This is a genomic window from Aeromonas sp. sif0611, assembly GCF_019218845.1.
GTDB lineage: Bacteria > Pseudomonadota > Gammaproteobacteria > Enterobacterales > Aeromonadaceae > Aeromonas > Aeromonas media.
In genome coordinates, this window is sequence record NZ_JAHUWU010000004.1 from 264,610 (window position 1) to 289,300 (window position 24,691).

The following is a 24,691-nucleotide window of genomic DNA, read 5'->3' on the forward strand; positions in this document are numbered from 1 at the left end:
CGGATATTCAGATTGACGGGCGATCAGGGACGCTTGATTGCGTACAACTTGCCGCCACGGCTCTGCACATACAGGGTGTCACCGTCCACCAGGGGCGCGGCATAGAGACCACTGCTGTCGAGCTGCTGCATGGCCTTGATGGACCCGTCGGTACGATCCAGCCAATACAGGTAGCCTTCCACATCGCCGACCACCACATAGTCACCCAGGACGACGGGGGCGGTCACGGTGCGGTTTTCCAGCTGGGTGTTGGACCACAGCTCGAGTCCATTGCGACGATCGACCGCAAACAGGTGGCTGCGGTTGTCGGTCAGCACGATGGCATTGCCGGTCACCGCCATGTCGCGGTAGCCGGAATACTTGCGCTTCCACACCTCGTCACCGGTCATCAGCTTGCGGGCCATCAGCTGGCCATTGTAGGCGATGGCGTAGAGCTCATCACCGGCAATCAGCGGGCTGGCGTCCACGTCGACCATGCGGTCCAGCTCGGTGGCGCCGCGCGGGTCAGCCACCTTGGACTGGCGCACCGGCTGGCCGTTGCTCAGCAGGGCGATGCCCACCTTGCCATCGGCACGGCCATAAAGCACGGCGCCGTTGGTGATGACCGGGGTCCCGGCACTGCGCAGGGTCAGGGGCGGCTGCTCTTCGGACAGGGTCCACTGCAACTTGCCCTCATCGGTGTCGAGCGCCACCAGACGACCCGAGGTGGTCAGCACCACCACGCGACCATCTTCGACGGCGGGGCTCGCCACCACTTCACCGGGGACAGTGGTCTGCCACAGCACTTCCCCGTTCGCTTCGTTCAGGGCGTAGACCACCCCGTTCTCGGAGCCGAGGAACAACTTGCCATAGCGGGAGACCAGACCGCCGGAGAGACGGGCGCTGCGTTTGTCGGCGTTGATGGGCAGGTCCGCCAGATCCACGCTCCACAGGGTCTCGCCACTGTTGCGATCGAAGGCGGTCACGTCGCCATCACGGGCGGCGGCATAGATGTGATCCTCTTCCACCACGGGTTGCAACTGGGAGTAGAAATCACCGATGCCATCGCCGACAGAGGAAGACCAGGCCGTGTCGGCCGTGAAGGCGGACTCGACCACGGGCAGGGGCGCCATCGGGGTCAGGTCTTCCTCGGAACTGAACAGGGAGCAGCCCTGCAGGGCCAGGGAAACTGCCACCCCCAGCGCCATTTTCTTGTACAGATTACGCATCCGGAGCCTCACCCGCGGTCATCGCTGGCAGCGCCAGATCGTCCATCTTCAGCTTGAGCTCGGCGCTGCTCTGCAGGCCGCCGGCATCGGCCGCCACCTGATAGGCATCGCGCGCCTCTTCGGGTTTTCCCTGACCCAGCAGCACGTCACCACGCACTTCCGCTACCTGGGCCTTGAAGGCATCGTTGTTGATCTTGCCAAGCTGGGCCAGAGCCTCGTCAGCCTTGCCCTGATCCTTGAGCACCCGTGCCAGGCGCAGAGCGGCAATGGGCTTGATGCTCTCATCACCGTTCGCGGCCACCTGGGTCAGCTGCTCGGCAGCCAGATCCAGCTTGCCCGCCTTGACCGCAGCCGCGGCCAGTTGCAGGGCAGCCAGCTCCGCATAGGCGTCGCCCTGATGGGCGCTGATGAAGCTCTTGGCCTGCTCAAGGGCAGCATCGTCACCCTTGGCGAGCTGGGCTGTCATGACGTTGTAAGCCTGGGAGGCGGCTTCCTGGTTGGTCTGCTGCAGCTCGTTGTAGTAACGCCAGCCAAAGAGGCCGACCAGACCGATCACGGTCCCCGCGAGTACCGAGGTGCCGTTCTCTTTCCACCAGCTCTTGATGACCTCAACCTGTTGTTCTTCAGTGGTATACACTTCCACAGCTTACTCTCCTTTAGCTGCCAGCAGGGCGATGGCGGCATCGACCGAGACGGTCTGTTGCTCGGCCTGGCCACGCAGATATTTGATGGTGATCTCCCCGCTTTGCACCTCGGTCTCGCCGAGGATCAGGGCAATGGCCGCGCCGCTCTTGTCGGCACGCTTGAGTTGTTTCTTGAAGTTGCCGCCACCGCAGTGGCTCATCAGACGCAAGTCCGGCAGGGCATCGCGCAGCCGCTCGGCAAGCTGGAAACCAGCCTGTTCCGTCCCCTCGCCCACCATGGCCAGATAGACATCCACCGCCGGGCGGATATCGGCGTTGAGTTCGAGAGTTTCGAGCATCAGCACCAGACGCTCCATGCCCATGGCAAAGCCCACGGCCGGGGTCGCCTGACCGCCGAGCTGCTCCACCAGGCCGTCGTAACGACCACCGGCACAGACGGTGCCCTGGGCACCCAAGCTGTTGGTCACCCACTCGAACACGGTGAGGTTGTAGTAGTCGAGGCCGCGCACCAGACGCTCATTCACCTCGTATTGGATACCGGCGGACTCGAGCAAGCGCTTGAGCCCCTCGAAGTGGGCCAGGCTCTCTTCGCCCAGGTGATCGAACAGACGGGGCGCACCCACCAGGATGGCCTGCACTTTTTCGTCCTTGGAGTCGAGCACCCGCAGCGGGTTGCTGTACATGCGGCGCTGGCTCTCTTCGTCCAGCTCGCTCTTGTACTGCTCCAGGTAGGCGACCAGGGCATCGCGGTAGGCGGCGCGCTCTTCACTCTGACCGAGCGTGTTGAGCTGCAGGGTGACATGATCGCTGATGCCGAACAGGCGCCACAGACGGTGCGTCAGCATGATCAGCTCGGCATCGATGTCCGGCCCGTTGATACCAAACAGCTCGACTCCGAACTGGTGGAACTGGCGATAACGGCCCTTCTGGGGACGCTCGTGACGGAACATGGGGCCCATGTACCACATCCGGCGTTCCTGGTTGTAGAGCAGGCCGTGCTCGATACCGGCACGCACGCAGCTGGCTGTCCCTTCCGGGCGCAGGCTCAGGCTGTCGCCGTTACGGTCTTCAAAGGTGTACATCTCTTTTTCGACCACGTCGGTCACTTCACCGATGGCACGCTTGAACAGATGGGTCTGCTCGACGATGGGCATGCGCACTTCGCTGTAGCCGTAGCTGGCGACGACCTGGCGCAGGATCTGTTCCACTTTCTGCCATACCGGGCTCTGCTCCGGCAGGCAATCATTCATACCGCGAATAGCTTGGATCTGTTTTGCCACGTTGATACTCGAGAAAAAGAGGTAAAATTTGGCCGCATTATAGGGATTTTCGGCCCCGAGGTAAAATCAGGGTGCCCGGATGCGGGATGTAAAATCAACAACCTAAAGCCGGGGCCACCCCAGGTGGCCCCTTCATGGTTCAACCTTTGTCCACCTGGATCTGGTTGGCGGGATCCAGCATGGCCGCCCGGGCGCGGATGCGGCGCTCCAGCACGGGGATGAGATCCTTGTTGTCGAGCCTGTCGACCCGCTGGCCCCCTTCATAGAAGGCACTCTTGTTGGCAGCACCGGCAAGGCCGAGATCCGAGACCAGGGCCTCGCCCGGACCGTTGACCACGCAGCCGATGATGGAGACGTCCATCGGGGTGATGATGTCCTCGAGCCGCTCTTCCAGGGCGTTCACCGTCCCTATCACATCGAACTCCTGACGGGAGCAGGAGGGACAGGCGATGAAGTTGATGCCGCGGGAGCGGATGCGCAGGGACTTGAGAATGTCGAAGCCCACCTTCACCTCTTCCACCGGATCGGCGGCCAGGGAGATGCGGATGGTGTCGCCTATACCATCGGCCAGCAGCATGCCGAGCCCGATGGCGGATTTCACCGCGCCAGCACGGAATCCGCCCGCCTCGGTGATCCCCAGGTGCAGCGGCTGGTCGATCTGCTTGGCCAGCAGGCGATAGGCACCGACCGCCAGGAAGACGTCGGAGGCCTTGACGCTCACCTTGAAGTTCTCAAAGTTGAGGCGATCCAGGTAATCCACGTGGCGCATGGCCGACTCGAGCAGGGCTTCCGGGGTCGGTTCACCATACTTTTCCTGGATGTCACGCTCCAGAGAGCCGCCGTTGACGCCGATGCGGATCGGAATGTTGTAATGACGGGCACAGTCGACCACGGCGCGCACCCGCTCTTCGTTGCCGATGTTGCCCGGATTGATGCGCAGGCAATCGGCACCGTACTCGGCCACTTTCAGGGCGATGCGGTAGTCGAAGTGGATGTCGGCGACGATGGGAATGCGGGTCTGCTGCTTGATGAGCCGGAAGGCTTCCGCCGCTTCCATGGTGGGCACCGAGACCCGGACTATGTCAGCACCGACCCGCTCGATCCGCTGGATCTGCTCGACGGTGGCGGCAACATCGGTAGTCTTGGTGTTGGTCATGGTTTGCACCGTGATGGGGGCATTGCCCCCAACCGGCACGTTGCCGACCATGATCTGCCTGGATTGACGACGAATAATGGGGGATTCGTGAGCGGACATGGCGGACAGATTACTCCTGCGGCAGTGAGAAGCGAGCAGTCCGGCCGTTGTTGTAACGGCTCATGTCAAAGGACTTGCCCTGGTATTCGAGATTGACCGCCATGGGCGCGCCAATGATGAATCTGAGTGGCTCGGGTCCTTCCAGCACAAGCTCGTCGTTCGCCTTCTTCAGACCACTGAACAGGGTCTTGCCGTTGGCATCCTTGACATCCAGCCAGCAGTCGGCGGTGAAGCTCATCTTGAGCTGGGGCGCCTTGCCAGGTTCGGTGGCGATCGTCTCTGCCGGCGCCAGGGTCGCCTCTGCGGCCGAGGCCTCGGTAGACAGGGCGGCGCTGGTCGCGGCAACGACATCCGGTGCTGTGGCGGCGGCGTCACTCACCGCAGGCTCAGTCGCCACGGCATCGGAGGCCACGGGCAACACGGGGTCGGCCACGTCCACCGTAGGCGTCACGTTGGCGACCGACGCGGTCTGGTCCGTGCCCATCTCGCTCGCCGCAAGGGCTTCATCCCCGGCGGAGCGACGTGCTGTACTCTGCCACCACCAAGCGATGGAGAGCGCAATCAGTACCAGGATCACCAGCCAGGTCACCACCTTGAGCCGACTGTCGTTGGCTTGCTGGCGGGAGCGGCGGGAGAAGCTCTGCATGTCGATGTTATCGGGCGGCGTCAGCCCCAGCTTGTCGTAGGCCGCGAGTATGGTTTCCTCGGGAATGCCGACCAGCTTGGCATAGGTACGCAGATAGCCCCGAATGAAGGTATGGGACGTGTGCTTGTCGTAGGTATCCGATTCGATAGCGGCGATCAGGGTCAGACGAAGGTGAATGCGGGACGCAACCTGCTCTCGTGTCCAGCCGAGCTGTTCACGGGCGTTGCGCAGCAGCTGGCCTGGGCCAACTGCCTGGGAGTCGTCTTGGAAATCGTGTGGCTGTTCAGTAGTCATTGGCTAAGTAACGCTTGGCTTGTTGCGAAGTGGGATATTGCCTTACCAGCTCAGTCCCGAATTGGTGAAGTAATGCCGGTTTGTCCATGGCCTGGGCAAGCCTCAGCCGGAGCCAGAGGCTCTCCTCGTTCTCGTCTGCCACGTCGGCGAAACGCACGAGGTAAGACTGCACATCAGGCAGCTTGCCATCTTTCATGGAAAGCTCGGCCATGTCCAGCAATAACCTTGGATTGCGGGGATTATACCCCAAGGCCAGACGATAGTACTCGTTGGCCTTGTCATTTCTGTGATTTTGCATCGAGCAGAGCGCCGCATTCTCGTAGGTATCGGCGATCTTGATGTAATCCGGCTGGCTGACCGCCTGCAGGAATGCCTTCTCCGCCTCGTCGAAGCGCCCACGGTTGCACAGGAAGGCACCGTAGTTGTTCATCGCGTCAGCGTTGGTCGGATCCATGGCAAGTGCCTTCTTGTAATTCTCTTCGGCCGCCTTGAAATCGGATACCTGCTGGTAGAAATAGGCGAAGCCGATATACACCTGAGGATTGCTGGGGTCGTACTGGAGGGCCCGATCGAGGTTGAACTTGGCCTGTTCGGCATTGCCCTGACGCAGATATTGAATACCCAGATCGAGGCGGGTCTGGGCAGCCGCCTTGAAGTCGGGACCCACTTCACGCTGGGTAGAATTCTGGCCAGCGTAAGTGGTCTCGGTGACACAGCCAGGCAGCGCGCAGAGCGCTGCCACTACGATCAATGTACGGATATCCATTTCCTGTCTATACAATGGCTTAGCGAGTTAAACCATTTTGACGGAAATCCCATCCTGTTGCATCCGATTTTTCATGGTGCGCTTGGTGCGGTCGATCACCTCCCCCACCAGCTGGCCACAGGCCGCATCGATGTCATCCCCGCGGGTCTTGCGGACGATGACGGTCATACCGTATTCCATCAGCACCTTGGAGAAGCGGTCGATGCGACTGTTGCTCGGCTTGCCAAACGGATTGCCCGGGAAGGGGTTGAACGGGATCAGGTTGACCTTGCAAGGGGTATCTTTGAGTACCTGCGCCAGCTCGTGGGCATGCTGCATGTCGTCATTGATATGATCGAGCAGCACATATTCCACCGTCACCCGGCCGCCATTGGCGTTGGATTTGGCCAGATAGCGGCGCACCCCCGCGAGGAAGGCCTCGATGTTGTACTTGTCGTTGATCGGCATGATCTCGGAGCGCAGCTTGTCATTCGGCGCATGCAGGGAGATGGCCAGGGCCACGTCGATCTGGTCGCCCAGCATGTCCAGTGCCGGCACCACGCCGGAGGTGGAGAGAGTGACGCGGCGCTTGGAGATACCAAAACCAAAGTCATCCATCATCAGGCTCATGGCCGGCACCACGTTGGCGAGATTCAGCAGCGGCTCGCCCATGCCCATCATAACCACGTTGGTGATGGGGCGCTTGCCGCCCACCACTTTGGCGGCACGCCAGACCTGGCCGATGATCTCGGAGACCTTCAGGTTGCGGTTGAAACCTTGCTGGGCGGTGGAGCAGAAGGTGCACGCCAGGGCGCAGCCGACCTGGGAGGAGACGCAGAGGGTCGCCCGATCCGCCTCCGGGATGTAGACGGTCTCGACTTCCTGATCCCCGACCTGCAGGGCCCACTTGATGGTGCCATCTGCGGAGCGTTGTTCACGGCTGATCTCGGGGGCTCGGATCTCGGCAATGGCCTTGAGACGCTCACGCAACGCCTTGTTGACGTTGCTCATCTGATCGAAGTCATCACAACCGGAGTGGTAGATCCACTTCATTATCTGATCTGCCCGGAACGGCTTCTCGCCCAGCTCGACGAAGAAGGCACGCATGGCATCCCGATCGAGATCCAGCAGGTTGGTTTTTGTTTCGCTCATCAAGGGCCTCAGCTCACACACTTCATAAATTATCGGCTGACCTACGTCAGGGGGCGGCATTGTACAAATAATGGGTCTGCCTTTCCACCTGGAGAATAAGAGGATATTGACCGAATGACCAAAAAACAAAAGGGAGCCGAGGCTCCCTTGATGATCTTCTGACGAAAATCAGCCGCGTGGGCAGATCTCGGCGTCGGAGAAGAAGTAGGCGATTTCACGAGCGGCAGAGGCCGGGGCATCGGAACCGTGCACAGCGTTGCGATCGATGCTCTCGGCATAGCAGGAGCGCAGGGTGCCGGCCAGGGCCTCTTTCGGGTTGGTGGCGCCCATGATTTCGCGATGACGGCGAATGGCGTCTTCCCCTTCCAGCACCTGTACCATGACGGGGCCTGAGGTCATGAAAGCAACCAGTCCATCATAGAAAGGCTTGCCCTGGTGTTCGGCGTAGAAACCGGCGGCCTGCTCGCTGCTCAGGTGCAGCATCTTGGCGGCGACCACTTTCAGGCCGGCGCTCTCGAAGCGGCTGTAGATGGCACCGATCAGGTTCTTGCTGACCGCGTCCGGCTTGACGATAGAGAAGGTACGTTCGATAGCCATTGAGTTCTTTCCTTAACTACAGAGTTTTATTGTAGGAATCCATGTTCGGCGGCGATTATACGTAAACAAAAACCGAAATAACACACAAAATAGCAACTTTTTATTAAACAAAAAATTCCTTGAAACAACATGGTGACTCATCTTGTGCCATGGCACTGAGAAAAAATGTGCGCTTGTGCACGATAGTCACGCTAACCCGCTAAAACCCTATCTATTGCTCATATAACCAGCACAACTGAAAAGGGCACCCCGAGGTGCCCTTTCGCCTTGTCATGCCCCTCGGCGCGTCTCCGCCAGCAGGGTATGGGCGATGGTGCGCATCCCCAGGGTGTTGGCCCCGGGGGCCCAGAGGTTGTCACCGTTCTCGCTGAAACAGGCGGCGAGATCCACGTGCAGCCAGCCCCGCCCTTCATTGCCGACGAAACGGGAGAGAAAACCCGCCGCGTTGGAGGCGCCGCCCGGGCCACCGCCCGGCACCGGACGACTGTTGGCCGTATCGGCATAGTGGGACGGGCACTGCTGGCGGTGCCAGGGCTCGAGCGGCAGCGGCCAGGCCGGCTCCTGCTCCACATCCGAATAGGCCATAGCACGGCTCACCAATCCCTTGTCCAGGCCGAACAGGGCGTTGTAGCGTCCCCCTAGCGCCATCACGGCGGCTCCGGTCAGGGTCGCGGCGTCAATGATGAGCGGTGCGCCAGATTCACCGGCGAGCTGCAGACCGTCGGCCAGCACCAGGCGCCCCTCGGCGTCGGTATTCACAATCTCCACCGTGGTGCCGTTCTTGTAGGTGAGGATGTCACCCAGCTTGTAGGCGTGGCCGGAGACCAGGTTCTCGGCACAGCAGAGGATGAGCTTTACCCGCTTGTCGAGGCCGCGCAGTATGGCCAGCGCCAGGGCGCCGGTGACGATGGCCGCCCCTCCCATGTCATGCTTCATGGTGAGCATGCCCTGGGAGGTTTTCATGGAGTAGCCGCCGGAGTCGAAGGTGATGCCCTTGCCCACTAGGGCCGCCACCACGGGGGCGTTGCGATCCCCGGTGGGGTTGTAGTCCAGCTCCAGCATCACGGGTTCGCGATCGCTGCCGCGGCCAACCTGATAGAGACCGACCCAACCCGCCTGCTGCAAGGCTTCGCCCTTGAGGATGCGATGGCTGATCTTGTCCGGTGCCAGCTCGGTGATGAAGGCTGCCGCCTCCACCGCCAGCTCCAGCGGTCCCAACTGCTCCGGGGTGGCATTGGTCATCTCACGCACCCAGCGCCCGCACAGCCAGCGCGCCTCCAGCTCCTCCCTGTCCTCTTCGGACGAGGTCGCCCACTGCAGCTCCACCTCGGCCTTCGGGGTCTGCAGCCCCTGGGCGAAGGCCCACTGCTGCTCGCGCTCCCAGTGACCGCACAGGGCGACCTTCTGGATCCCCTGACCGCAGAGACGGCGGGCCGCCTGCTGGATGTCCAGCAAGGGGGACGCCGTCACCAGGTGGATCACCATGCCATCGGCACGATGGGAGAGCAGCGCCCCCTCGCCCCACTCGGGGGCGGCAAACTCACGGCTCAGCCAGACGTTCATTCACACACCTCCTGCAACCAGCGGGCAATCATGGATGCGCAGGCCTGGCCTGCTGGTATCTGGCGCACTTCACGGCGCCACACGTGATTCAAGCAGATGTTCATGCAGCAACCTCCTGCAACCAGCGCGCGATGGTGCGCAGGCCGTGCCCCTTGGCGCCGGTCGCCCACAGCTCGTTGCCGGACTTTTGATAGGAGGCGGCGAGATCCATATGCACCCAACCCTTGCCCTCGTCACGCACGAAGCGCGACAGAAACGCGGCGGCCGTGCTGGCTCCGGCGGTGCCTTCGGCGGAGGCCACGTTACCCAGTTCGGCGAAGGCAGAGGTGAGCTGACCCGCATGCCAGGATTCCAGCGGCAGCGGCCAGGCCTTCTCCTGCTCGGCTTTCGCGGCGGCCAGGGCGCGCTGTTGCTCCCGATCGTCTAAGGCAAACACGGCGTTGTAGTCGCGGCCCAGCGCGGTCTTGGCGGCGCCGGTCAAGGTGGCGGCATCGAGAATGTGGGCAGCGCCGCTGTCGGAGGCTGCCAGCAGGCCATCGGCCAGCACCAGGCGCCCTTCGGCGTCAGTGTTCTGGATCTCCACCGAGATGCCGTTCTTGTAGGTGAGGATGTCACCGAGCTTGAAGGCGTGGCCGGAGACCAGGTTCTCGGCGCAGCAGAGAATGAGCTTCACCCGCTTGTCCAGACCGCGGCTGATGGCGAGCGCCAGGGCGCCGGTCACCATGGCGGCTCCACCCATGTCGGACTTCATCGGCAGCATGTTGTCAGAGGACTTCATGGAGTAGCCACCGGAGTCGAAGGTGATGCCCTTGCCCACCAGAGCCGCCACCACGGGGGCGTTGCGATCCCCGGTCGGGTTGTAGTCCAGCTCCAGCAGCACGGGCTCGCGCTCGCTGCCGCGGCCCACCGACCAGATCCCGATATGGCCGGCCTCGCGCAGAGCTTCGCCTGCGGTGATGCGGGCGGTGACCTGATCGCCACCCAGGCCGCGGATCAGCAGCAGGGCGGACTCCGCCAGGCTCATGGGGTAGATCTCTTCCGGGCAACCGTTGGTCACCTCGCGCACCCAGCGGGTAGCCTTGACCAGCGCCTCCAGCTCGAGGGCATCCGCTGCGCTCTGCTCGCCGAAGTCCAGTTCACGCTGCCCCTTGGCGGCATAGAAGCCCTGGGCGAAGGCGTAACGGCGCTCCAGATCCCAACCCTCACCGACCAGGCTCACCCGCTTGATGCCGCTCGATTCGAGTCGACGAGCCGCACGCTGAACGGTGCGCAGGATATCCTGCTGCAAGACGGTGGAACCCAGGTGGATCAGGGTCTCCTCACCGTTGAAACTGAGCAGGGCGCCTTCACCCCAGTGGGCGGCAGCAGCCTGGGCGGATAACAGTACCTTCATCATGTCAGCCATTTTCTCTTGCTTCCTTTTCTTCTTGGCACGATTCATTAACAACGCGGGGTAACGGAGACAAAAAAGGCCGTTCCCCCGAGGGGTACGGCCTTCACCATATCATTACTGCACCATGAGATGCTGCACGCGCAATTCACTCATGTGTAATTAGCGGGTCAATCAGTGACGCTCGGAGGCGAGGTTGATGGTGTACTTGGGCAGCTCCACCACCAGATCCTCATCCGCCAGACGGGCCTGGCAACTCAGGCGGGATTCCGGCTCCAGTCCCCATGCCTTGTCCAGCATGTCGTCTTCCAGCTCATCGCTCGGCTCGAGGGAGTCAAACCCCTCCCGCACCACGCAGTGGCAGGTGGTACAGGCACAAGACTTCTCGCAGGCATGCTCGATCTCGATGCCGTTGCGCAGGGCGATGTCCAGTATGGTCTCACCGGTCGCGCCCTCGAGGGCTGCGCCGTCCGGACAGAGTTCGGGGTGAGGCAGAATGATCAGTTTGGGCATATTACACCTTGTTGACGTTTTGGCCGGTCAGCACCTTGCGAATGGACGCATCCATGCGACGGGCCGCAAACTCGCCACTGACGGCATCCGCCGCCTCGATGGCATCTTTGATTTGATTGGTTGTGCCTGTGGCACGCATGGCCAGCAGATGAGTGATCGCGGCATCGATATCGCGACGCTCAGCGGCATTGAGCAGCGCCTCGCCATCGGCGGCCAGCGCCGCATTGAGGCTCTCCACCACTCGATCGGCTTCGACCTGCTGCTCCGCCAGCATGCGGGCATCCATGTCCTGCTGGGCATTGGCGATGGAGGCGCTCAGCATGCTGAGGATGTCCTCTTCCGCCAAGCCATAGGAGGGCTTGACCTGGATCTCCGCCTGCACGCCGGAGGATTTTTCCATGGCGCTGACCGACAGCAGTCCGTCCGCATCCACCTGGAAGGTGACGCGAATGTGGGCGGCACCGGCCGCCATGGGCGGAATACCGGTCAGGGTGAAGCGGGCCAGGGAGCGACAATCCGCCACCAGCTCGCGTTCTCCCTGCACCACGTGAATGGCCATGGCAGTCTGGCCATCCTTGAAGGTGGTGAACTCCTGGGCACGGGCCACCGGTATGGTGGTGTTGCGCGGGATCACCTTCTCGGCAAGCCCCCCCATGGTCTCAAGACCCAGAGAGAGCGGGATCACGTCCAGCAGCAGCATCTCGGCATCGGGCTTGTTGCCCACCAGGATGTCGGCCTGGATGGCAGCCCCGATGGCCACCACCTTGTCCGGATCTATGCTGGTCAGCGGCGTACGCTGGAAGAATTCCCCCACCAGCTCGCGTACCAGCGGCACCCGGGTGGAGCCGCCCACCATCACCACTTCCAGCACCTCCACCTGCTCGAGCCCCGCATCGCGCAGGGCGCGGCGACAGGCCAGCAGGGTGCGCTTGACCAGCGGCAGGATGAGCTCGTCGAACTGGCTGCGGCTAACCTCCCCCTGCCAGCCGGCAAAGGAGCAGGCAACGCGGTCTGCATCCGTCAGGTCGTGCTTGACCGCCGCCGCCACGTCCAGCAACTCCCGCTGGGTGCGGGCATCGAGCTGGCCACTCAAACCGGCCTGCGCCTTGATCCAGTCTGCCAGCAGATGATCGAAATCATCGCCACCCAGCGCCGAGTCGCCGCCGGTAGCCATCACCTCGAACACCCCGCGATGCAGACGCAGGATGGAGATGTCGAAGGTACCGCCACCGAGGTCATAGACGGCAATCACCCCTTCCTGACCGGAGTCGAGGCCGTAGGCGATGGCGGCGGCGGTGGGCTCGTTGAGCAGGCGCAGCACGTGCAGACCAGCCAGACGGGCCGCATCCTTGGTGCCCTGGCGTTGGGCGTCATCAAAATAGGCGGGCACTGTGATGACCACGCCGTCGAGATCACCGCCGAGGGAGGCGGCGCCGCGCTCGGCCAGTTTTTTGAGGATCTCCGCCGAGACCTGCACCGGATTGACCAGCCCCTGGCGGGTCTGGATCTGGGGCATGCCGTTGTCGGCGACCACGAACTCGTAAGGCTGCTGACGGGTATCCATGTCGGCCAGCGCCTTGCCCATCATCCGTTTGACCGAGACGATGGTGTTGTGGGGATCGAGGGCGGCTTCGCGCTTGGCGTCAAAGCCCACCCTGATGGCGTCGGCCTGACCAGCTTGATAGTGCACCACAGAGGGCAGCAGATCGCGCCCCTGTTCGTCACTCAGGGTATCGGCCTGGCCGCTGCGTACGGCGGCAACCAGGGAGTTGGTGGTGCCGAGATCGATGCCTACGGCACGTTTGTGCTGATGAGGCGCGGCGCTCTGGCCGGGCTCGGCGATTTGCAGTAATGCCATGGGTAATCACAATTCCAGCGTTAGAGGGTCAAGACTCGAACAGCGAGTCTTCGAATCGTTCCAGCTCCTCGAGGAGCTTGTCGACAAACTTGAGTTTGCGCACGCAATCGGCCGCCGCCAGATCTTCACCCGCGGTGAGGGCATCGGTCAGCCGTTGCATCAGAGACTGGTGATCATGCCTGATCTCGCGACGAAAATCTTCGATGGCCCCCTCAGGATCCGCTTCTCCTTTCAACTCGGCCAGGCGCTCGCGCCACTCCAGCTGTTGCATCAGGAAAGAGGTGTCTTGCAGGGTCTGTTGCTCGCCTCGAATGTCGGTACCGCGCAGGGAGAGCAGGTATTCTGCTCTGCGCAGGGGGGACTTGAGGGTAGTGAAGGCATCGTTGATCTGGGCGGCACGCTGCACCGCGGCCAACTGCTCCCGCTCGGGGGCGGTGGCAAAACGATCGGGGTGAAACCGGGTTTGCAACTGGCGGTAGGTGTCTGCCAGCTGGCGGGTATCGAGCTCGAAGCCCTCTGCCAGCCCGAACAGCTCGAAATGATTCATTCTGTGTCCTCAGACTCGAAGGCTAGTGCCTTGCTCACCATCCATCTTGAACGGCAAAGCCGGCAGCAGGCTGCCGGCTTCATCGATTAGACGCTGAAGCTCTCGCCACAACCGCACTCGCCCTTGGCGTTCGGGTTGTTGAACTGGAAGCCCTCGTTGAGGCCCTCCTTGACGAAGTCCAGCTCGGTGCCATCCAGATGGATCAGGCTCTTGGCATCGACGATGATCTTGACACCGTTCTGCTCGAACACCTGATCCTCAGCGGCCAGCTCATCCACAAACTCGAGCACATAGGCAAGGCCAGAACAGCCGGTGGTCTTAACGCCGAGGCGCAGGCCTATGCCCTTGCCCCGGTTGGTTATGAAAGAGGAAACCCTTGCCGCTGCGGCATCTGTCATGGTAATGGCCATACTGCTCTCCGGACCTTAAAGACCTTTCTTCTGCTTGTAATCGGCGATGGCGGCCTTGATGGCATCCTCCGCCAGAATGGAGCAGTGGATCTTCACCGGCGGCAGGGCCAGCTCTTCGGCGATGTCGGTGTTCTTGATGCCGGCGGCTTCGTCCAGGGTCTTGCCCTTGACCCATTCGGTCACCAGGGAGCTGGAGGCGATGGCGGAGCCACAGCCATAGGTCTTGAACTTGGCGTCTTCGATGATGCCGTCGTCGCTGATCTTCAATTGCAGCTTCATCACGTCGCCACAGGCCGGTGCGCCAACCATGCCGGTCGCGATGCTGGGGTCGTTCTTGTCAAAACCACCGACGTTGCGGGGATTCTCGTAGTGGTCGATTACTTTTTCACTGTAAGCCATATCTAACTCCTGCTAATTCCGTTGTTCACCAAATGCTTGCCACGTTGGCAAGGATCAGTGATGTGCCCATTCGACCGTGTTCAGATCGACGCCGTCCTTGAACATCTCCCACAGGGGGGACATCTCGCGCAGACGACCGATGGAGTCGCAGATGAGCTTGATTGCGTAGTCGATTTCTTCCTCTGTGGTGAAGCGACCGATGCTGAAGCGGATGGAGCTGTGTGCCAGCTCGTCGTTCAGGCCCAGGGCGCGCAGCACGTAGGAAGGCTCCAGGCTGGCCGAAGTACAGGCCGAACCGGAAGAGACAGCCAGATCCTTCAGCGCCATGATGAGGGATTCCCCTTCCACATAGGCGAAGCTGACGTTCAGGTTACCCGGGACACGTTGGTCCAGATCGCCGTTGATATAGACTTCTTCGATGTTCTTGATGCCATTCCACAGACGCTGGCGCAGGGCCATGATGTGCTGGCTCTCGCTCGCCATCTCTTCCTTGGCGATGCGGAAAGCCTCACCCATGCCGACGATCTGGTGAGTCGGCAGGGTGCCTGAGCGCATGCCGCGCTCATGACCGCCACCGTGCATCTGGGCTTCCAGACGTACGCGGGGCTTGCGACGCACGTACAGGGCACCGATCCCCTTGGGGCCGTATACCTTGTGGGCGGACATGGAGAGCAAGTCCACTTTCAGCGCTTCCACGTCCACCGGGATCTTGCCCACGCTCTGGACCGCGTCCACGTGCAGCAGGATCTTGCGGGAGCGGCACAGCTCGCCGATGGCTTTGATGTCTTGCACCACGCCGATCTCGTTGTTGACGTGCATGATGCTGACCAGGATGGTGTCATCGCGCAGGGCACCTTCGATCTGCTCCAGGGTGAACAGGCCGTTTGGCATTGGTTCGAGGTAGGTCACCTCATAGCCTTCACGCTCCAGCTGGCGGCAAGTGTCGAGCACCGCCTTGTGTTCAGTCTTGGAGGTGATGATGTGCTTGCCCTTGCCAGCATAGAAGTGGGCTATGCCCTTGATGGCCAGGTTGTTGGATTCGGTCGCGCCGGAGGTGAAGACGATCTCGCGAGGATCTGCACCAATCAGCTCTGCCACTTGATTACGGGCCAGGTCCACCGCCTCTTCGGCCTGCCAGCCGAAACGGTGAGAGCGGGAGGCAGGATTGCCAAACAGGCCGTCCATGGTGAGGCACTGCATCATTTTTTCTGCGACACGCGGGTCCACCGGACAGGTTGCCGAATAATCAAGGTAAATAGGCAGTTTCATGTTTTTCTCCGTTACGACGGGGTCACACAGCGACTCGTCGTGGAAAGCACGTTTATAGTTGGACTTTCAAGCTCACATCACCGCGTTCGGCCCGGTCAACCAGGGACAACACGGTCTTCATTTGTTCATCTTGCTTGCCGGCGATGCGGCGCACATCGGCCTGACCGACCAGCTCCGCCAGGGTGATGTCCCCCAGGAAACTGGAAATGCGCTCACTCAAGTCACGCCACAGGGAGTGGGTCAGACACTGGGTACCACCGTGGCAGCCACCCTTGCCGAGGCACTTGGTCGCATCGACCGATTCATCGACCGCGGTGATCACCTGACCTACCGAGATCTCGCCAGGGGCCAGGCCGAGGCGATAACCACCGCCCGGGCCGCGCACGCTGCTCACCAGCCCATGCTTGCGCAGACGGGCAAACAGTTGTTCCAGATAGGACAAGGAGATGCCCTGGCGCTCTGAAATATCAGCAAGAGGAACGGGCCCCTGCTCTGCATGCAACGCCACGTCGAGCATGGCTGTCACTGCGTAACGTCCTTTTGAGGTCAGTCTCATATGCCTTACCGTCTTGCGAACAAATCAATATGGGCACATGGTCACATACCCGACTAAAACAGTCAAGTATATGCTTGAGTAAATCAGTCGGGATTAATCCTGCGGCCGGACCTTCTGCACCGAGGTGAGAATGCCTCGCAGGATATTCAATTCAACTACTTCCGGCCGGGCGCGGTTGAACAGACGGCGCAGCTTGCTCATGACATGACCGGGGTGATCATCGGCAATGAAGCCTGTCTTCTGCAGGGTCTGCTCCAGATGCAGATAGAAGCCTTCCAACTGCTGGGCACTGGGATAATCCACCCGCTCCGCATCCGATTCCACCGTGGCAGTTCCCTGAGTCTCCAGCCAGCGCATCCGCACCTCGTAGCAGAGGGTCTGCACCGCCATGGCCAGATTGAGGGAGCTGTATTCGGGGTTGGCCGGGATGGCCACATGGTAGTGACACTTTTGGAGCTCATCGTTGGTGAGGCCGGTGCGTTCACGACCAAACACCAGAGCGACCGGATGCGTCACCCCCTCCGTCACCAGCTTCTCACCCGCTTCGCGGGGATCCAGCATGGGCCAGCTCAGGGTCCGAGAGCGGGCACTGGTGCCGATGACCAAGCCACAATCGGCGATGGCCTCATCGAGCGTCGGCACGATGCGGGCGTTGACCAGCACATCGCTGGCTCCCGCCGCCAGGGCGATGGCATCGTCATCGGGCAAGGCTTGCGGATCAACCAACACCAGCTGAGTCAGCCCCATGGTCTTCATGGCTCTCGCCGCAGAGCCCATGTTGCCGGTGTGAGAGGTGTTTACCAAAACGATACGAATCTGATCCAACATGCCCAGTCAATCTTCAGTCAAAAATGGCGCGTAATAGTAACATAACGAATCGCTATTTTGGCACCGCTTCTGACCCTGCATTTCAGAACAAAAAACACCGCTTGTATAACCAACCGGCCTGAAGGCGGGAAAAGGGAGAGCTAACCTTAGAGGGTCAAGCGGCATTACCCGGAGCACTCCTCTCATGCTTCCCCTCTGGATCTATGAACAATTGCCGTTGCTTTACCTGCTGCTCTCCGCCGTGTTGTGGTTCTTTGCCCACTCACCGCTGCTCTGGCTCGCGGCGATCCTGCTGTTTGTGGTGGGTGCTCTCCTCTGGATGATGCGCTCCAACTACAGGCGCACCGATCTGGTCATCTATCCCGCCAAACGCTGGCTGCAACCGGAGTGGTACTATGAGGCCCTGCCTTTCCTGTGGCTGGCGCTCGGGCTGGTGCTGCTGCGCCTGCCTGACACTACGGCCCTGCTCGCCCTGCTCCCCTGTCTCTGGGCTGGTCGCTGCCTGTGGGCCCGGCGGCGTCACCGCCATCATGCCCGGGGACTGGCCCTGCAGTTGAGACGCGGCTCAGGCCATAGACGCGGGCAGCGGATCCTGCGCTGATCGCACCCGCGCTATCAGGGTGGCCAGATCCATCAGGGGATATTTCATCAGCCCGGGCAGCCCATCGAAATCCAGGCTGTCCATCAGGTTCTTCACCTCGAGGCCCAGCTCGGTATCCCCTTCTATCTTCAGCCTGCGCTGGAAGAAGAGGGAGTCCGGATCCTCCTTGCGACCGGCAATCAGGATGAGATCCTGGCTGCTGCCGCTGAAGCAGACATCGGCTCGCTCGCAGTCACGGGCCACCACCAGTTTTCCCTCTCGCTCGCTGACGAACCAGCAGAGCTCGAGATCCGACACCTCAACTTTGAGCCACTTGCCGGCCAGGAAGGCGAAATCCCCGTCCTGGATGGCCTCCTTGAACGCCTGTGCCAACAAGGCTTCCATCAGGTTTTGCTGCAGGGTGAAGGGCACCAGCTTGAGCGGACGGCGCAAGAGACGAGGAGCCTGTTCGACCAGGCGGCGTTGCAGTTGTTGAAACACGATAAACTCCCAGTTTTTTGCGCATTCAAACACAGTGCAATTATCAGGATCCTGTTGAAAATCAAACTTGTGCCCACTTACCTCTAGAAGGGTAAAGCCACACAAAGCTGCCTCAGGTCAAAAAGCGGGGGGTCAAGCCTGCATACAATCGGGCCACTTTTTGCATTTTTGCCCTCTCGGAGCGTACCCGATGGAATTACTCTGCCCGGCAGGTAGCCTGCCGGCACTGAAGACAGCCGTGGATAACGGGGCCGATGCCGTCTATATCGGCTTCAAGGATGACACCAACGCCCGCCACTTCGCCGGGCTCAACTTCACGGACAGCAAACTGGAGAAGGCGGTGGACTATGTGCACCGGCACGGCCGCAAGCTGCACATCGCCATCAACACCTTCGCCCACCCGGGCTCCGATGCCAGATGGAAGCAGGCCGTGGACAGGGGAGTGGCGCTCGGTGCCGATGCCCTGATCATCGCCGATCTCGCCGTGCTGGATTACGCCAGCCGCCATCATCCCGACATGGAGCTCCATGTCTCGGTGCAGGCCAGCGCCACCAACGCCGCCGCCATCCGCTTCTACCAGCAGCACTTCAACGTCGGCCGGGTGGTGCTGCCACGGGTGCTCTCCATGCACCAGGTCAGGCAGCTGGCCCGCGAGACCGATGTCGGCCTCGAGGTGTTCGCCTTCGGCAGCCTCTGCATCATGGCGGAGGGGCGCTGCTATCTCTCCTCCTACATGACGGGTGAAAGCCCCAATACCGTGGGCGCCTGCTCCCCCGCCAAGTTCGTGCGCTGGGAAGAGACCCCCCGCGGTCTCGAATCCCGTCTCAACGAGGTGCTGATCGATCGCTACGGCCCGGGGGAAAACGCCGGTTACCCGACCCTGTGCAAGGGGCGTTTCGAGGTGGACGGCCAGACCTATCACGCCCTGGAGGAGCCCACCAGTCTCAACACGCTTGGCCTCTTGCCCGAGCTGTTCCAGACCGGGATCCAGTCGGTCAAGATCGAGGGCCGCCAACGCAGCCCTGCCTATGTCGAGCAGGTGACCCGAGTCTGGCGCGCCGCCATCGATGCCTATCAAGCCAACCCCGACGCCTATCAGGTCAAAGCTGAGTGGGATACCCAGCTCGCCCGCGTCTCCGAGGGAAGTCAGACCACCCTCGGCGCCTATCATCGCCAGTGGCAATAAAAGGAGCACATCATGCAATTCTCTCTCGGGCCCCTGCTCTTCTACTGGCCCAAGGCCGACACCCGGGCCTTTTATGAGGCGGCGGCGCAGAGCCAGGCAGACATCATCTATCTGGGTGAGACGGTGTGCAGCAAACGCCGTGAACTGAAAGTAGATGACTGGATTGCCCTGGCCCGCCAGGTGGCGAGCACGGGTAAACAGACCGTACTCTCCACTCTGGCGCTGATCTCGGCGCCGTCGGAGCTCAAGGAAGTGAAGCGGCTGGTGGACAACGGCGATCTCATGGTCGAGGCCAACGATCTCGGCACCGTCCAGCTCGCCTGTGAGGCGGGGCTGCCCTTCGTGTGTGGCCCGGCCATCAATGCCTACAACGCAGACGTGCTGCGCATGCTGCTCAAACAGGGGATGCAGCGCTGGGTGATGCCGGTAGAGCTCTCCCGAGACTGGCTGGTGCAACTCAATGAGGATCTTGGCCCGCTCCGCCAGCAGTTCGAGGTGGAGGTGTTCGCCTACGGCCACCTGCCGCTCGCCTACTCGGCGCGCTGCTTCACCGCCCGCTCCCTCGACAAGCCCAAGGACAACTGCGAGCTCGCCTGCATCCACTACCCGACCGGACGGCTGGCCAGCAGCCGCGAGGGGCAGAAGGTGTTCAATCTCAACGGCATCCAGACCCAGTCCGGCTACTGCTACAACCTCGGCAACGAGCTTAAAGGCATGGCGGGACTGGTGGATGTAGTGCGCCTCTCTCCCGAAGGGATGGAGACACTCGACATGCTGGCGCGTTTCAAAGCCAACCAGCAGGGCCAGGCTCCCCTCCCCCTGCAGCAGGAATGGGACTGCAACGGTTACTGGCGACAGATCCCCGGCATGAGCCTGGTGGAGTGATCACGCAGGGACGACTGCAGCGGACAGCAAAAAGGCCTCATCAAGAGGCCTTTTTTACTGAGGGCTGACGCCCTTCTCACGCTTTGCTGCTTTTGCCCTGAGCACCCGGCGGCAAGGGTTTGCGCGCCATCAGCTCCAGCTCGAGCAGGGCATAGCGATGCTCGATGAAGTCATAGACGTTGTTGGCCAGCGCCAGCTTGAAGTAACTGATGGCTTCCTTGCGGTTGCCCTTGGCCAGCTCGAACTTGCCGAGGTAGAAGTAAGTTTCGCACAGACGTTCGGCGAGCTCCCGGTTGTCTTTCACCCCTTTCACCACGTTGCCCATCAGCTGGGTGGCGTTGATCTCGCCGGTATAGAGGCGGACCAGATCCCAGTTCCAGGCGTCGTCGTCGTACTTGTTGAGGCGTTCGCGCATCCGGCTCATGGCCGCCGGCCCGTTGAGCTTCTGCTCGGCCAGATAGAGCCAGATCACCCGGTAGGGATCTTCCGGTTGCGCCTCGTAGAAACGCTTCATATCGGCGGTAGCCAGCTCTGGCCTGTTGCCGTAATAGAGCGCGATGCCACGGTTGAGATAGGCGTAATCGTAATCCGGGGCGAGCTCGAGTGCCGAATCGAACGCCTCATAGGCCTCGTCATAGTTCTGTTGCTGAACCAGATAAACACCGATGAAGTTGTAAGCCTCGGCAAAGTCGGGCTTCTCCCGCAGGGCACGGTTGAAGTCGAGCCGAGCGAGGGAACGCAAGCCAACCCGGTCAAACACCACGGCACGCTCATAGAAGAGCTCCGCCCGCTGTTCGGTCGTCAATTCCATTTCACTGAGCATCTGCCCGAGTCGCGCCAACGCCAACTCGCTCTGGTAGGAGACCTGCAAGGGGGTCGCCAATACCAATGAAGCGGGTTGCGGCTTGGGAACTTGAGGCGCTGTAACCTGACTGCTACTGCTGCATCCCCACATGGGGAGCAACAACAGAATACCGGTGAGGTATCCAATCCCTTTCCTGACGTTCAATGAACACTCCGACGCTTACGCTTGACCCCGCATATGGTAAAGGTCAACCGGCCTTTTGTCATGTGGCGCAACCCCTATCCCTCAAATAAATCAGGATTCGACAGGGTATCCGGCATCACTCCAACCACGAAAGCCTCCATCGACGCTGACCACCCGGGAATACCCCATCTTTTGCAGGTTGTCCGCCGCCAGGATGGAGCGAAAACCCCCACCACAATAGAGGTAGAGCTCGGTGTCGGGATCGGGAAAACGGGTCTCTATGTCCCGCTCCATCACACCGCGGCCCAAGTGTTCCGCCCCCGGCAGGTGCCCTTTCGCCCACTCGTTATCTTCCCGCACGTCGATCAGGTGAAAAGCACGGCCTTCTTCCTGCCAGCGCCTGATCTGGTGCACATCGGTTTCCCGTATCTGCGGGCGAATGGCCTCTACCAGGGCCAGAAAACGGGGATTGTGTTGCATGGCTTGCTCCTTGCGTACTTGTAATGGGTCATGAGGATGGCTGTTGGGGAGCATAATGACTCAGCCGCACCCCAAGAGAAAGGGCGCCCTGTGGCGCCCTTGTCTGTTACGGCAAGATCTCTTGCTGATCCGCACCTTCTTTTTCCACCTGGGTCGGCAGCATGTGCTCCCGCTTGACCCCGAAGAACATGGCAGAGGCACTCGCCACATAGATGGAGGAGTAGGTCCCGAAGGCCACCCCTATCACCATGGCGATGGCAAAACCGTGGATCAGCGGGCCGCCCTTGAGCAGCAGCGCCACCACCACCACGAAGGTCAACCCCGAGGTGATGATGGTCCGGCTCAGGGTCTCGGTCATGGAGAGATCCATGATCTCGGCGGTATCACCCCGGCGCACCTTGCGGAAGTTCTCCCGCACCCGGTCGAACACGACGATCGTATCGTTCAGGGAGTAACCCACCAGCGTCATCAACGCCGCCAGCACGGTCAGGTCGAACTCGTACTGGAAATAGGCGAAGATGCCGAGGGTGATGATCACGTCGTGCGCCAGAGAGAGGATACCCCCCATCGCCAGACGCCACTCGAAGCGCACCGCCACATAGGCCAGGATACAGAGGATGGAGGCCAGCATGGCCAGGGCACCGTCTGTCGCCAGCTCGTCACCGACCGAAGGACCGACGAACTCGACCCGCTTGAGCACGGCGCTTTCATCGATCAGCTTGGCGGCCGCCAGCACCTCGTTGCCCTGCTGCTCGACCTTGACCCCATCTTTCGGAGCCATGCGCACCAGCACGTCGCGGCTGGAGCCGAAGAATTGCAGGGTCGCCCCTTCAATCTTCTGCTCGTCCAGCGCCTCATGCATCTTGTCCAGGCTCACCGATTGCTGGAAGCCCACCTCGATGGTGGTCCCCCCGGTGAAGTCCAGACCCCAGTTCAAACCGCGATCGAACAGACAGAACAGGGCGAGCATCGTCAGCAAGGCAGAGAACACCATTCCCGACTTGGCGAAGCGCATGAAGGGGATGGGCTTTTCAAAATGTAGAATCTGAAACATGTCTCTTCCTTAGATCGGCAGCTTGTCGATGCGCCGTCCGCCCCAGGCCAGGTTGATGATGGCGCGGGATACCGTGATGGCCGTAAACATGGAGGCGGTCAGACCGATGCCCAGCGTCAGGGCGAAGCCCTTGATGGCGCCGGTGCCGATGCCAAACAGGATCACACAGGTGATGAGCGAGGTGACGTTCGAGTCGGCGATGGTCGAGAAGGCGCGGTCAAAGCCCATGTGGATGGCTTGCTGCACGCCGCGGCCGTTACGGATCTCTTCACGAATACGCTCGTAGATCAGCACGTTCGCATCCACTGCCATACCCAGCGTCAGCACGATACCGGCGATACCCGGCAGAGTCATGGTGGCCCCCGGTATCATCGACATGATGCCGACGATCAGCACCAGGTTCATGGAGAGGGCCAGATTGGCCACCCAACCGAACGCACGGTAGTAGATCCCCATGAACAGCACGATCACCAGCATGGCCCAGCCGATGGCTTCCATCCCGCTGTCGATGTTCTGCTGACCCAGGCTCGGGCCTATGGTGCGCTCTTCGACGATCTGGATCGGGGCTATCAGGGCACCGGCACGCAGCAGCAGCGCCAGGTTGTGTGCTTCGTTGGCGTTGTCGATGCCGGTGATGCGGAACTGGCTGCCAAGACGCGACTGGATGGTGGCGACGTTGATCACCTCCTCCTGCTTGCGGAACTTGCGCTTGCCGTCCGGACCGGGTTGACCGACCGGCTTGTACTCGATGAAGACGGTGGCCATACCCTTACCAACGTTGTCCTTGGTAAAGTTGGCCATCTTGTTGCCACCCTGGCCATCGAGCTTGATGTTGACCTGGGGACGGCTGTATTCGTCGAAACCGGACTGGGCACCCACGATGTGGTCACCGGTCAGGATCACGCGCTTTTGCAGCACCACGGGACGACCGTTGCGATCGTTGTAGACCTTGGAGCTCGGCGGCACCCGGCCTGCGGCCGCGGCCTGGATGTCGGCGGCCTCATCGACCATGTGGAACTCCAGGGTCGCGGTAGCCCCCAGGATCTCCTTGGCACGGGCGGTGTCCTGGATACCGGGCAACTCCACCACGATGCGCTCGGCACCCTGCTGTTGTACCAGCGGCTCGGCCACACCCAGTTCGTTCACCCGGTTACGGATGATGGTGATGTTCTGCTCGAGGGCGTACTTCTTCACTTCCTTGATCTTGGCTTCACTCAGGCCAGCCAGCAGGATGAAGTCATCCCCTTTCTGCTCTGTGGTGAAGGTGAGATCTGGATTCTGCCGACGCAGGAAGGCGGCGGCCTTGGACTGATCGGCCTCCTCGCGGAACACCACCTGCACCTGATCACCCACCCGGCGCACGCCGGAGTAACGGATCTTCTGGGTGCGCAGCTCGGAGCGGAAATCCTGCACCATCTGCTCTTGCTGCTTGGTCAGCGCCTCGGCCATGTCCACTTCCATCAGGAAGTGCACGCCACCGCGCAGATCCAGACCCAGCTTGAGGGGAGCGGCGCCGATGGCTTCGAGCCAGGCAGGCGTGGAAGGTGCCAGGTTGAGGGCAGTGATGAAGTTGTCGCCCAGCTTGTTGGCGACAACGTCACGAGCCTTCAGCTGATCTTCGGTATTGGTGAACCGGATCAGAATGAAACCGTGTTCGAACGCAGCATGTTTGACCGGGATCTGAGCCGCTTCGAGCGTCTCCTTCACCTGATCGAGCGTCTCTAGTTTGACTTCGGCACCACGGCTGGCAGAGACCTGCAAGGCCGGGTCTTCGCCGTAAAGATTGGGGGCTGCATATAGAAAACCGATGGCGATCACGACGATCACCATCAGGTATTTCCACAGCGGATAGCGATTTAACAC

General features: G+C 61.2%; 26 protein-coding genes. 3 read left to right on the forward strand and 23 right to left on the reverse strand.

Annotated elements, in window-relative coordinates:
* Positions 1-23: 23 nt before the first annotated feature.
* The 18 genes from bamB to trmJ all read right to left on the reverse strand — a co-directional run bounded on the left by bamB (position 24) and on the right by trmJ (position 17,154).
* The gene (gene bamB, locus KW824_RS12330; protein ID WP_041205940.1) at positions 24-1,208 is read right to left on the reverse strand and encodes an outer membrane protein assembly factor BamB; all 1,185 of its coding nucleotides are present in this window, start codon (positions 1,206-1,208) and stop codon (positions 24-26) included.
* On the reverse strand, positions 1,201-1,851 hold the full coding sequence (locus tag KW824_RS12335; protein ID WP_161507100.1) for a tetratricopeptide repeat protein: 651 nt from the start codon (positions 1,849-1,851) through the stop codon (positions 1,201-1,203). Before KW824_RS12335 ends, bamB begins: the two co-directional genes overlap by 8 nt.
* A gap of 3 nt (positions 1,852-1,854) precedes the next feature.
* The gene (hisS, locus tag KW824_RS12340; protein ID WP_043131699.1) at positions 1,855-3,132 is read right to left on the reverse strand and encodes a histidine--tRNA ligase; all 1,278 of its coding nucleotides are present in this window, start codon (positions 3,130-3,132) and stop codon (positions 1,855-1,857) included.
* Between the two features lie 139 nt (positions 3,133-3,271).
* Entirely contained in the window at positions 3,272-4,387 is a 1,116-nt protein-coding gene (gene ispG, locus KW824_RS12345; RefSeq protein WP_042650459.1) for a flavodoxin-dependent (E)-4-hydroxy-3-methylbut-2-enyl-diphosphate synthase, read from the reverse strand.
* Between the two features lie 10 nt (positions 4,388-4,397).
* Positions 4,398-5,327, reverse strand: a complete 930-nt coding sequence (locus KW824_RS12350; RefSeq protein ID WP_161507099.1) for a RodZ domain-containing protein — start codon at positions 5,325-5,327, stop codon at positions 4,398-4,400.
* Positions 5,317-6,108, reverse strand: coding sequence for a PilW family type IVa pilus biogenesis/stability lipoprotein TapF (gene tapF / locus KW824_RS12355; RefSeq protein WP_081805703.1), 792 nt, complete (start codon positions 6,106-6,108; stop codon positions 5,317-5,319). Before tapF ends, KW824_RS12350 begins: the two co-directional genes overlap by 11 nt.
* 12 nt (positions 6,109-6,120) lie before the next feature.
* A complete protein-coding gene (locus KW824_RS12360) occupies positions 6,121-7,224 on the reverse strand; it encodes a bifunctional tRNA (adenosine(37)-C2)-methyltransferase TrmG/ribosomal RNA large subunit methyltransferase RlmN (protein ID WP_041205947.1) in 1,104 nt (367 codons plus the stop codon).
* 168 nt (positions 7,225-7,392) lie between these two features.
* Positions 7,393-7,821 carry a nucleoside-diphosphate kinase gene (ndk, locus tag KW824_RS12365; protein ID WP_005324280.1) on the reverse strand — a complete coding sequence of 143 codons (429 nt, stop codon included), beginning with the start codon at positions 7,819-7,821 and terminating at the stop codon, positions 7,393-7,395.
* A gap of 270 nt (positions 7,822-8,091) precedes the next feature.
* Positions 8,092-9,384 carry an aminopeptidase PepB gene (pepB, locus tag KW824_RS12370; RefSeq protein WP_218409930.1) on the reverse strand — a complete coding sequence of 431 codons (1,293 nt, stop codon included), beginning with the start codon at positions 9,382-9,384 and terminating at the stop codon, positions 8,092-8,094.
* 100 nt (positions 9,385-9,484) lie between these two features.
* Complete coding sequence (pepB, locus tag KW824_RS12375; protein WP_218409931.1) at positions 9,485-10,789, reverse strand: aminopeptidase PepB; 1,305 nt, start codon at positions 10,787-10,789, stop codon at positions 9,485-9,487.
* 159 nt (positions 10,790-10,948) lie between these two features.
* Positions 10,949-11,287 carry an ISC system 2Fe-2S type ferredoxin gene (gene fdx / locus KW824_RS12380; protein ID WP_005324284.1) on the reverse strand — a complete coding sequence of 113 codons (339 nt, stop codon included), beginning with the start codon at positions 11,285-11,287 and terminating at the stop codon, positions 10,949-10,951.
* A 1-nt stretch (position 11,288) separates the two neighbouring features.
* Entirely contained in the window at positions 11,289-13,145 is a 1,857-nt protein-coding gene (hscA, locus tag KW824_RS12385) for a Fe-S protein assembly chaperone HscA (protein ID WP_218409932.1), read from the reverse strand.
* A gap of 28 nt (positions 13,146-13,173) precedes the next feature.
* Positions 13,174-13,692 (reverse strand): co-chaperone HscB, encoded by a 519-nt coding sequence (gene hscB, locus KW824_RS12390; protein WP_043131709.1) that lies wholly within the window; start codon positions 13,690-13,692, stop codon positions 13,174-13,176.
* Positions 13,693-13,778: 86 nt separating this feature from the next.
* Positions 13,779-14,102: an iron-sulfur cluster assembly protein IscA gene (iscA, locus tag KW824_RS12395; RefSeq protein ID WP_005324290.1), complete on the reverse strand. Its 324-nt coding sequence runs from the start codon at positions 14,100-14,102 to the stop codon at positions 13,779-13,781.
* Positions 14,103-14,117: 15 nt separating this feature from the next.
* A complete protein-coding gene (iscU, locus tag KW824_RS12400) occupies positions 14,118-14,501 on the reverse strand; it encodes a Fe-S cluster assembly scaffold IscU (protein ID WP_005299770.1) in 384 nt (127 codons plus the stop codon).
* A gap of 54 nt (positions 14,502-14,555) precedes the next feature.
* The gene (locus KW824_RS12405; protein WP_218409933.1) at positions 14,556-15,770 is read right to left on the reverse strand and encodes an IscS subfamily cysteine desulfurase; all 1,215 of its coding nucleotides are present in this window, start codon (positions 15,768-15,770) and stop codon (positions 14,556-14,558) included.
* Between the two features lie 52 nt (positions 15,771-15,822).
* Positions 15,823-16,326, reverse strand: coding sequence for a Fe-S cluster assembly transcriptional regulator IscR (iscR, locus tag KW824_RS12410; RefSeq protein WP_025327241.1), 504 nt, complete (start codon positions 16,324-16,326; stop codon positions 15,823-15,825).
* A gap of 93 nt (positions 16,327-16,419) precedes the next feature.
* Positions 16,420-17,154, reverse strand: a complete 735-nt coding sequence (gene trmJ / locus KW824_RS12415) for a tRNA (cytosine(32)/uridine(32)-2'-O)-methyltransferase TrmJ (protein ID WP_161507094.1) — start codon at positions 17,152-17,154, stop codon at positions 16,420-16,422.
* A gap of 184 nt (positions 17,155-17,338) precedes the next feature.
* Between trmJ and KW824_RS12420 the strand changes: the two genes are divergently transcribed.
* Positions 17,339-17,755: a hypothetical protein gene (locus tag KW824_RS12420; RefSeq protein WP_218409934.1), complete on the forward strand. Its 417-nt coding sequence runs from the start codon at positions 17,339-17,341 to the stop codon at positions 17,753-17,755.
* Here KW824_RS12420 and KW824_RS12425 read toward each other — a convergent pair.
* Positions 17,720-18,235, reverse strand: coding sequence for an SCP2 sterol-binding domain-containing protein (locus KW824_RS12425; RefSeq protein WP_218409935.1), 516 nt, complete (start codon positions 18,233-18,235; stop codon positions 17,720-17,722). The two genes, KW824_RS12420 and KW824_RS12425, sit on opposite strands and share 36 nt — an antisense overlap.
* A gap of 190 nt (positions 18,236-18,425) precedes the next feature.
* Between KW824_RS12425 and KW824_RS12430 the strand changes: the two genes are divergently transcribed.
* Positions 18,426-19,421, forward strand: a complete 996-nt coding sequence (locus KW824_RS12430) for a peptidase U32 family protein (protein WP_218409936.1) — start codon at positions 18,426-18,428, stop codon at positions 19,419-19,421.
* Positions 19,422-19,433: 12 nt separating this feature from the next.
* Positions 19,434-20,306: a U32 family peptidase gene (locus tag KW824_RS12435; RefSeq protein WP_218409937.1), complete on the forward strand. Its 873-nt coding sequence runs from the start codon at positions 19,434-19,436 to the stop codon at positions 20,304-20,306.
* 76 nt (positions 20,307-20,382) lie between these two features.
* Here the strand turns inward: KW824_RS12435 and nlpI are convergent, their stop codons facing one another.
* From nlpI to secD, 4 genes are all read right to left on the reverse strand, one after another.
* Entirely contained in the window at positions 20,383-21,315 is a 933-nt protein-coding gene (gene nlpI, locus KW824_RS12440; protein ID WP_284069885.1) for a lipoprotein NlpI, read from the reverse strand.
* Positions 21,316-21,405: 90 nt separating this feature from the next.
* Positions 21,406-21,774 carry a rhodanese-like domain-containing protein gene (locus KW824_RS12445; protein WP_042650447.1) on the reverse strand — a complete coding sequence of 123 codons (369 nt, stop codon included), beginning with the start codon at positions 21,772-21,774 and terminating at the stop codon, positions 21,406-21,408.
* Positions 21,775-21,880: 106 nt separating this feature from the next.
* On the reverse strand, positions 21,881-22,828 hold the full coding sequence (gene secF / locus KW824_RS12450) for a protein translocase subunit SecF (RefSeq protein ID WP_042650446.1): 948 nt from the start codon (positions 22,826-22,828) through the stop codon (positions 21,881-21,883).
* A gap of 9 nt (positions 22,829-22,837) precedes the next feature.
* Positions 22,838-24,691 carry a protein translocase subunit SecD gene (secD, locus tag KW824_RS12455; RefSeq protein WP_005324314.1) on the reverse strand — a complete coding sequence of 618 codons (1,854 nt, stop codon included), beginning with the start codon at positions 24,689-24,691 and terminating at the stop codon, positions 22,838-22,840.

Excerpts from the sequence above, each read along its gene's own strand:
- secF (WP_042650446.1), bottom strand. The coding sequence starts at position 22,828 with ATGTTTCAGATTCTACATTTTGAAAAGCCCATCCCCTTCATGCGCTTC.
- ispG (WP_042650459.1), bottom strand. The coding sequence starts at position 4,387 with ATGTCCGCTCACGAATCCCCCATTATTCGTCGTCAATCCAGGCAGATC.
- trmJ (WP_161507094.1), bottom strand. The coding sequence starts at position 17,154 with ATGTTGGATCAGATTCGTATCGTTTTGGTAAACACCTCTCACACCGGC.
- hscA (WP_218409932.1), bottom strand. The coding sequence starts at position 13,145 with ATGGCATTACTGCAAATCGCCGAGCCCGGCCAGAGCGCCGCGCCTCAT.
- KW824_RS12445 (WP_042650447.1), bottom strand. The coding sequence starts at position 21,774 with ATGCAACACAATCCCCGTTTTCTGGCCCTGGTAGAGGCCATTCGCCCG.
- hscB (WP_043131709.1), bottom strand. The coding sequence starts at position 13,692 with ATGAATCATTTCGAGCTGTTCGGGCTGGCAGAGGGCTTCGAGCTCGAT.
- KW824_RS12435 (WP_218409937.1), top strand. The coding sequence starts at position 19,434 with ATGCAATTCTCTCTCGGGCCCCTGCTCTTCTACTGGCCCAAGGCCGAC.
- KW824_RS12430 (WP_218409936.1), top strand. The coding sequence starts at position 18,426 with ATGGAATTACTCTGCCCGGCAGGTAGCCTGCCGGCACTGAAGACAGCC.
- KW824_RS12405 (WP_218409933.1), bottom strand. The coding sequence starts at position 15,770 with ATGAAACTGCCTATTTACCTTGATTATTCGGCAACCTGTCCGGTGGAC.
- fdx (WP_005324284.1), bottom strand. The coding sequence starts at position 11,287 with ATGCCCAAACTGATCATTCTGCCTCACCCCGAACTCTGTCCGGACGGC.
- pepB (WP_218409931.1), bottom strand. The coding sequence starts at position 10,789 with ATGGCTGACATGATGAAGGTACTGTTATCCGCCCAGGCTGCTGCCGCC.
- bamB (WP_041205940.1), bottom strand. The coding sequence starts at position 1,208 with ATGCGTAATCTGTACAAGAAAATGGCGCTGGGGGTGGCAGTTTCCCTG.
- pepB (WP_218409930.1), bottom strand. The coding sequence starts at position 9,384 with ATGAACGTCTGGCTGAGCCGTGAGTTTGCCGCCCCCGAGTGGGGCGAG.
- iscR (WP_025327241.1), bottom strand. The coding sequence starts at position 16,326 with ATGAGACTGACCTCAAAAGGACGTTACGCAGTGACAGCCATGCTCGAC.
- KW824_RS12360 (WP_041205947.1), bottom strand. The coding sequence starts at position 7,224 with ATGAGCGAAACAAAAACCAACCTGCTGGATCTCGATCGGGATGCCATG.
- KW824_RS12350 (WP_161507099.1), bottom strand. The coding sequence starts at position 5,327 with ATGACTACTGAACAGCCACACGATTTCCAAGACGACTCCCAGGCAGTT.
- iscU (WP_005299770.1), bottom strand. The coding sequence starts at position 14,501 with ATGGCTTACAGTGAAAAAGTAATCGACCACTACGAGAATCCCCGCAAC.
- ndk (WP_005324280.1), bottom strand. The coding sequence starts at position 7,821 with ATGGCTATCGAACGTACCTTCTCTATCGTCAAGCCGGACGCGGTCAGC.
- iscA (WP_005324290.1), bottom strand. The coding sequence starts at position 14,102 with ATGGCCATTACCATGACAGATGCCGCAGCGGCAAGGGTTTCCTCTTTC.
- KW824_RS12420 (WP_218409934.1), top strand. The coding sequence starts at position 17,339 with ATGCTTCCCCTCTGGATCTATGAACAATTGCCGTTGCTTTACCTGCTG.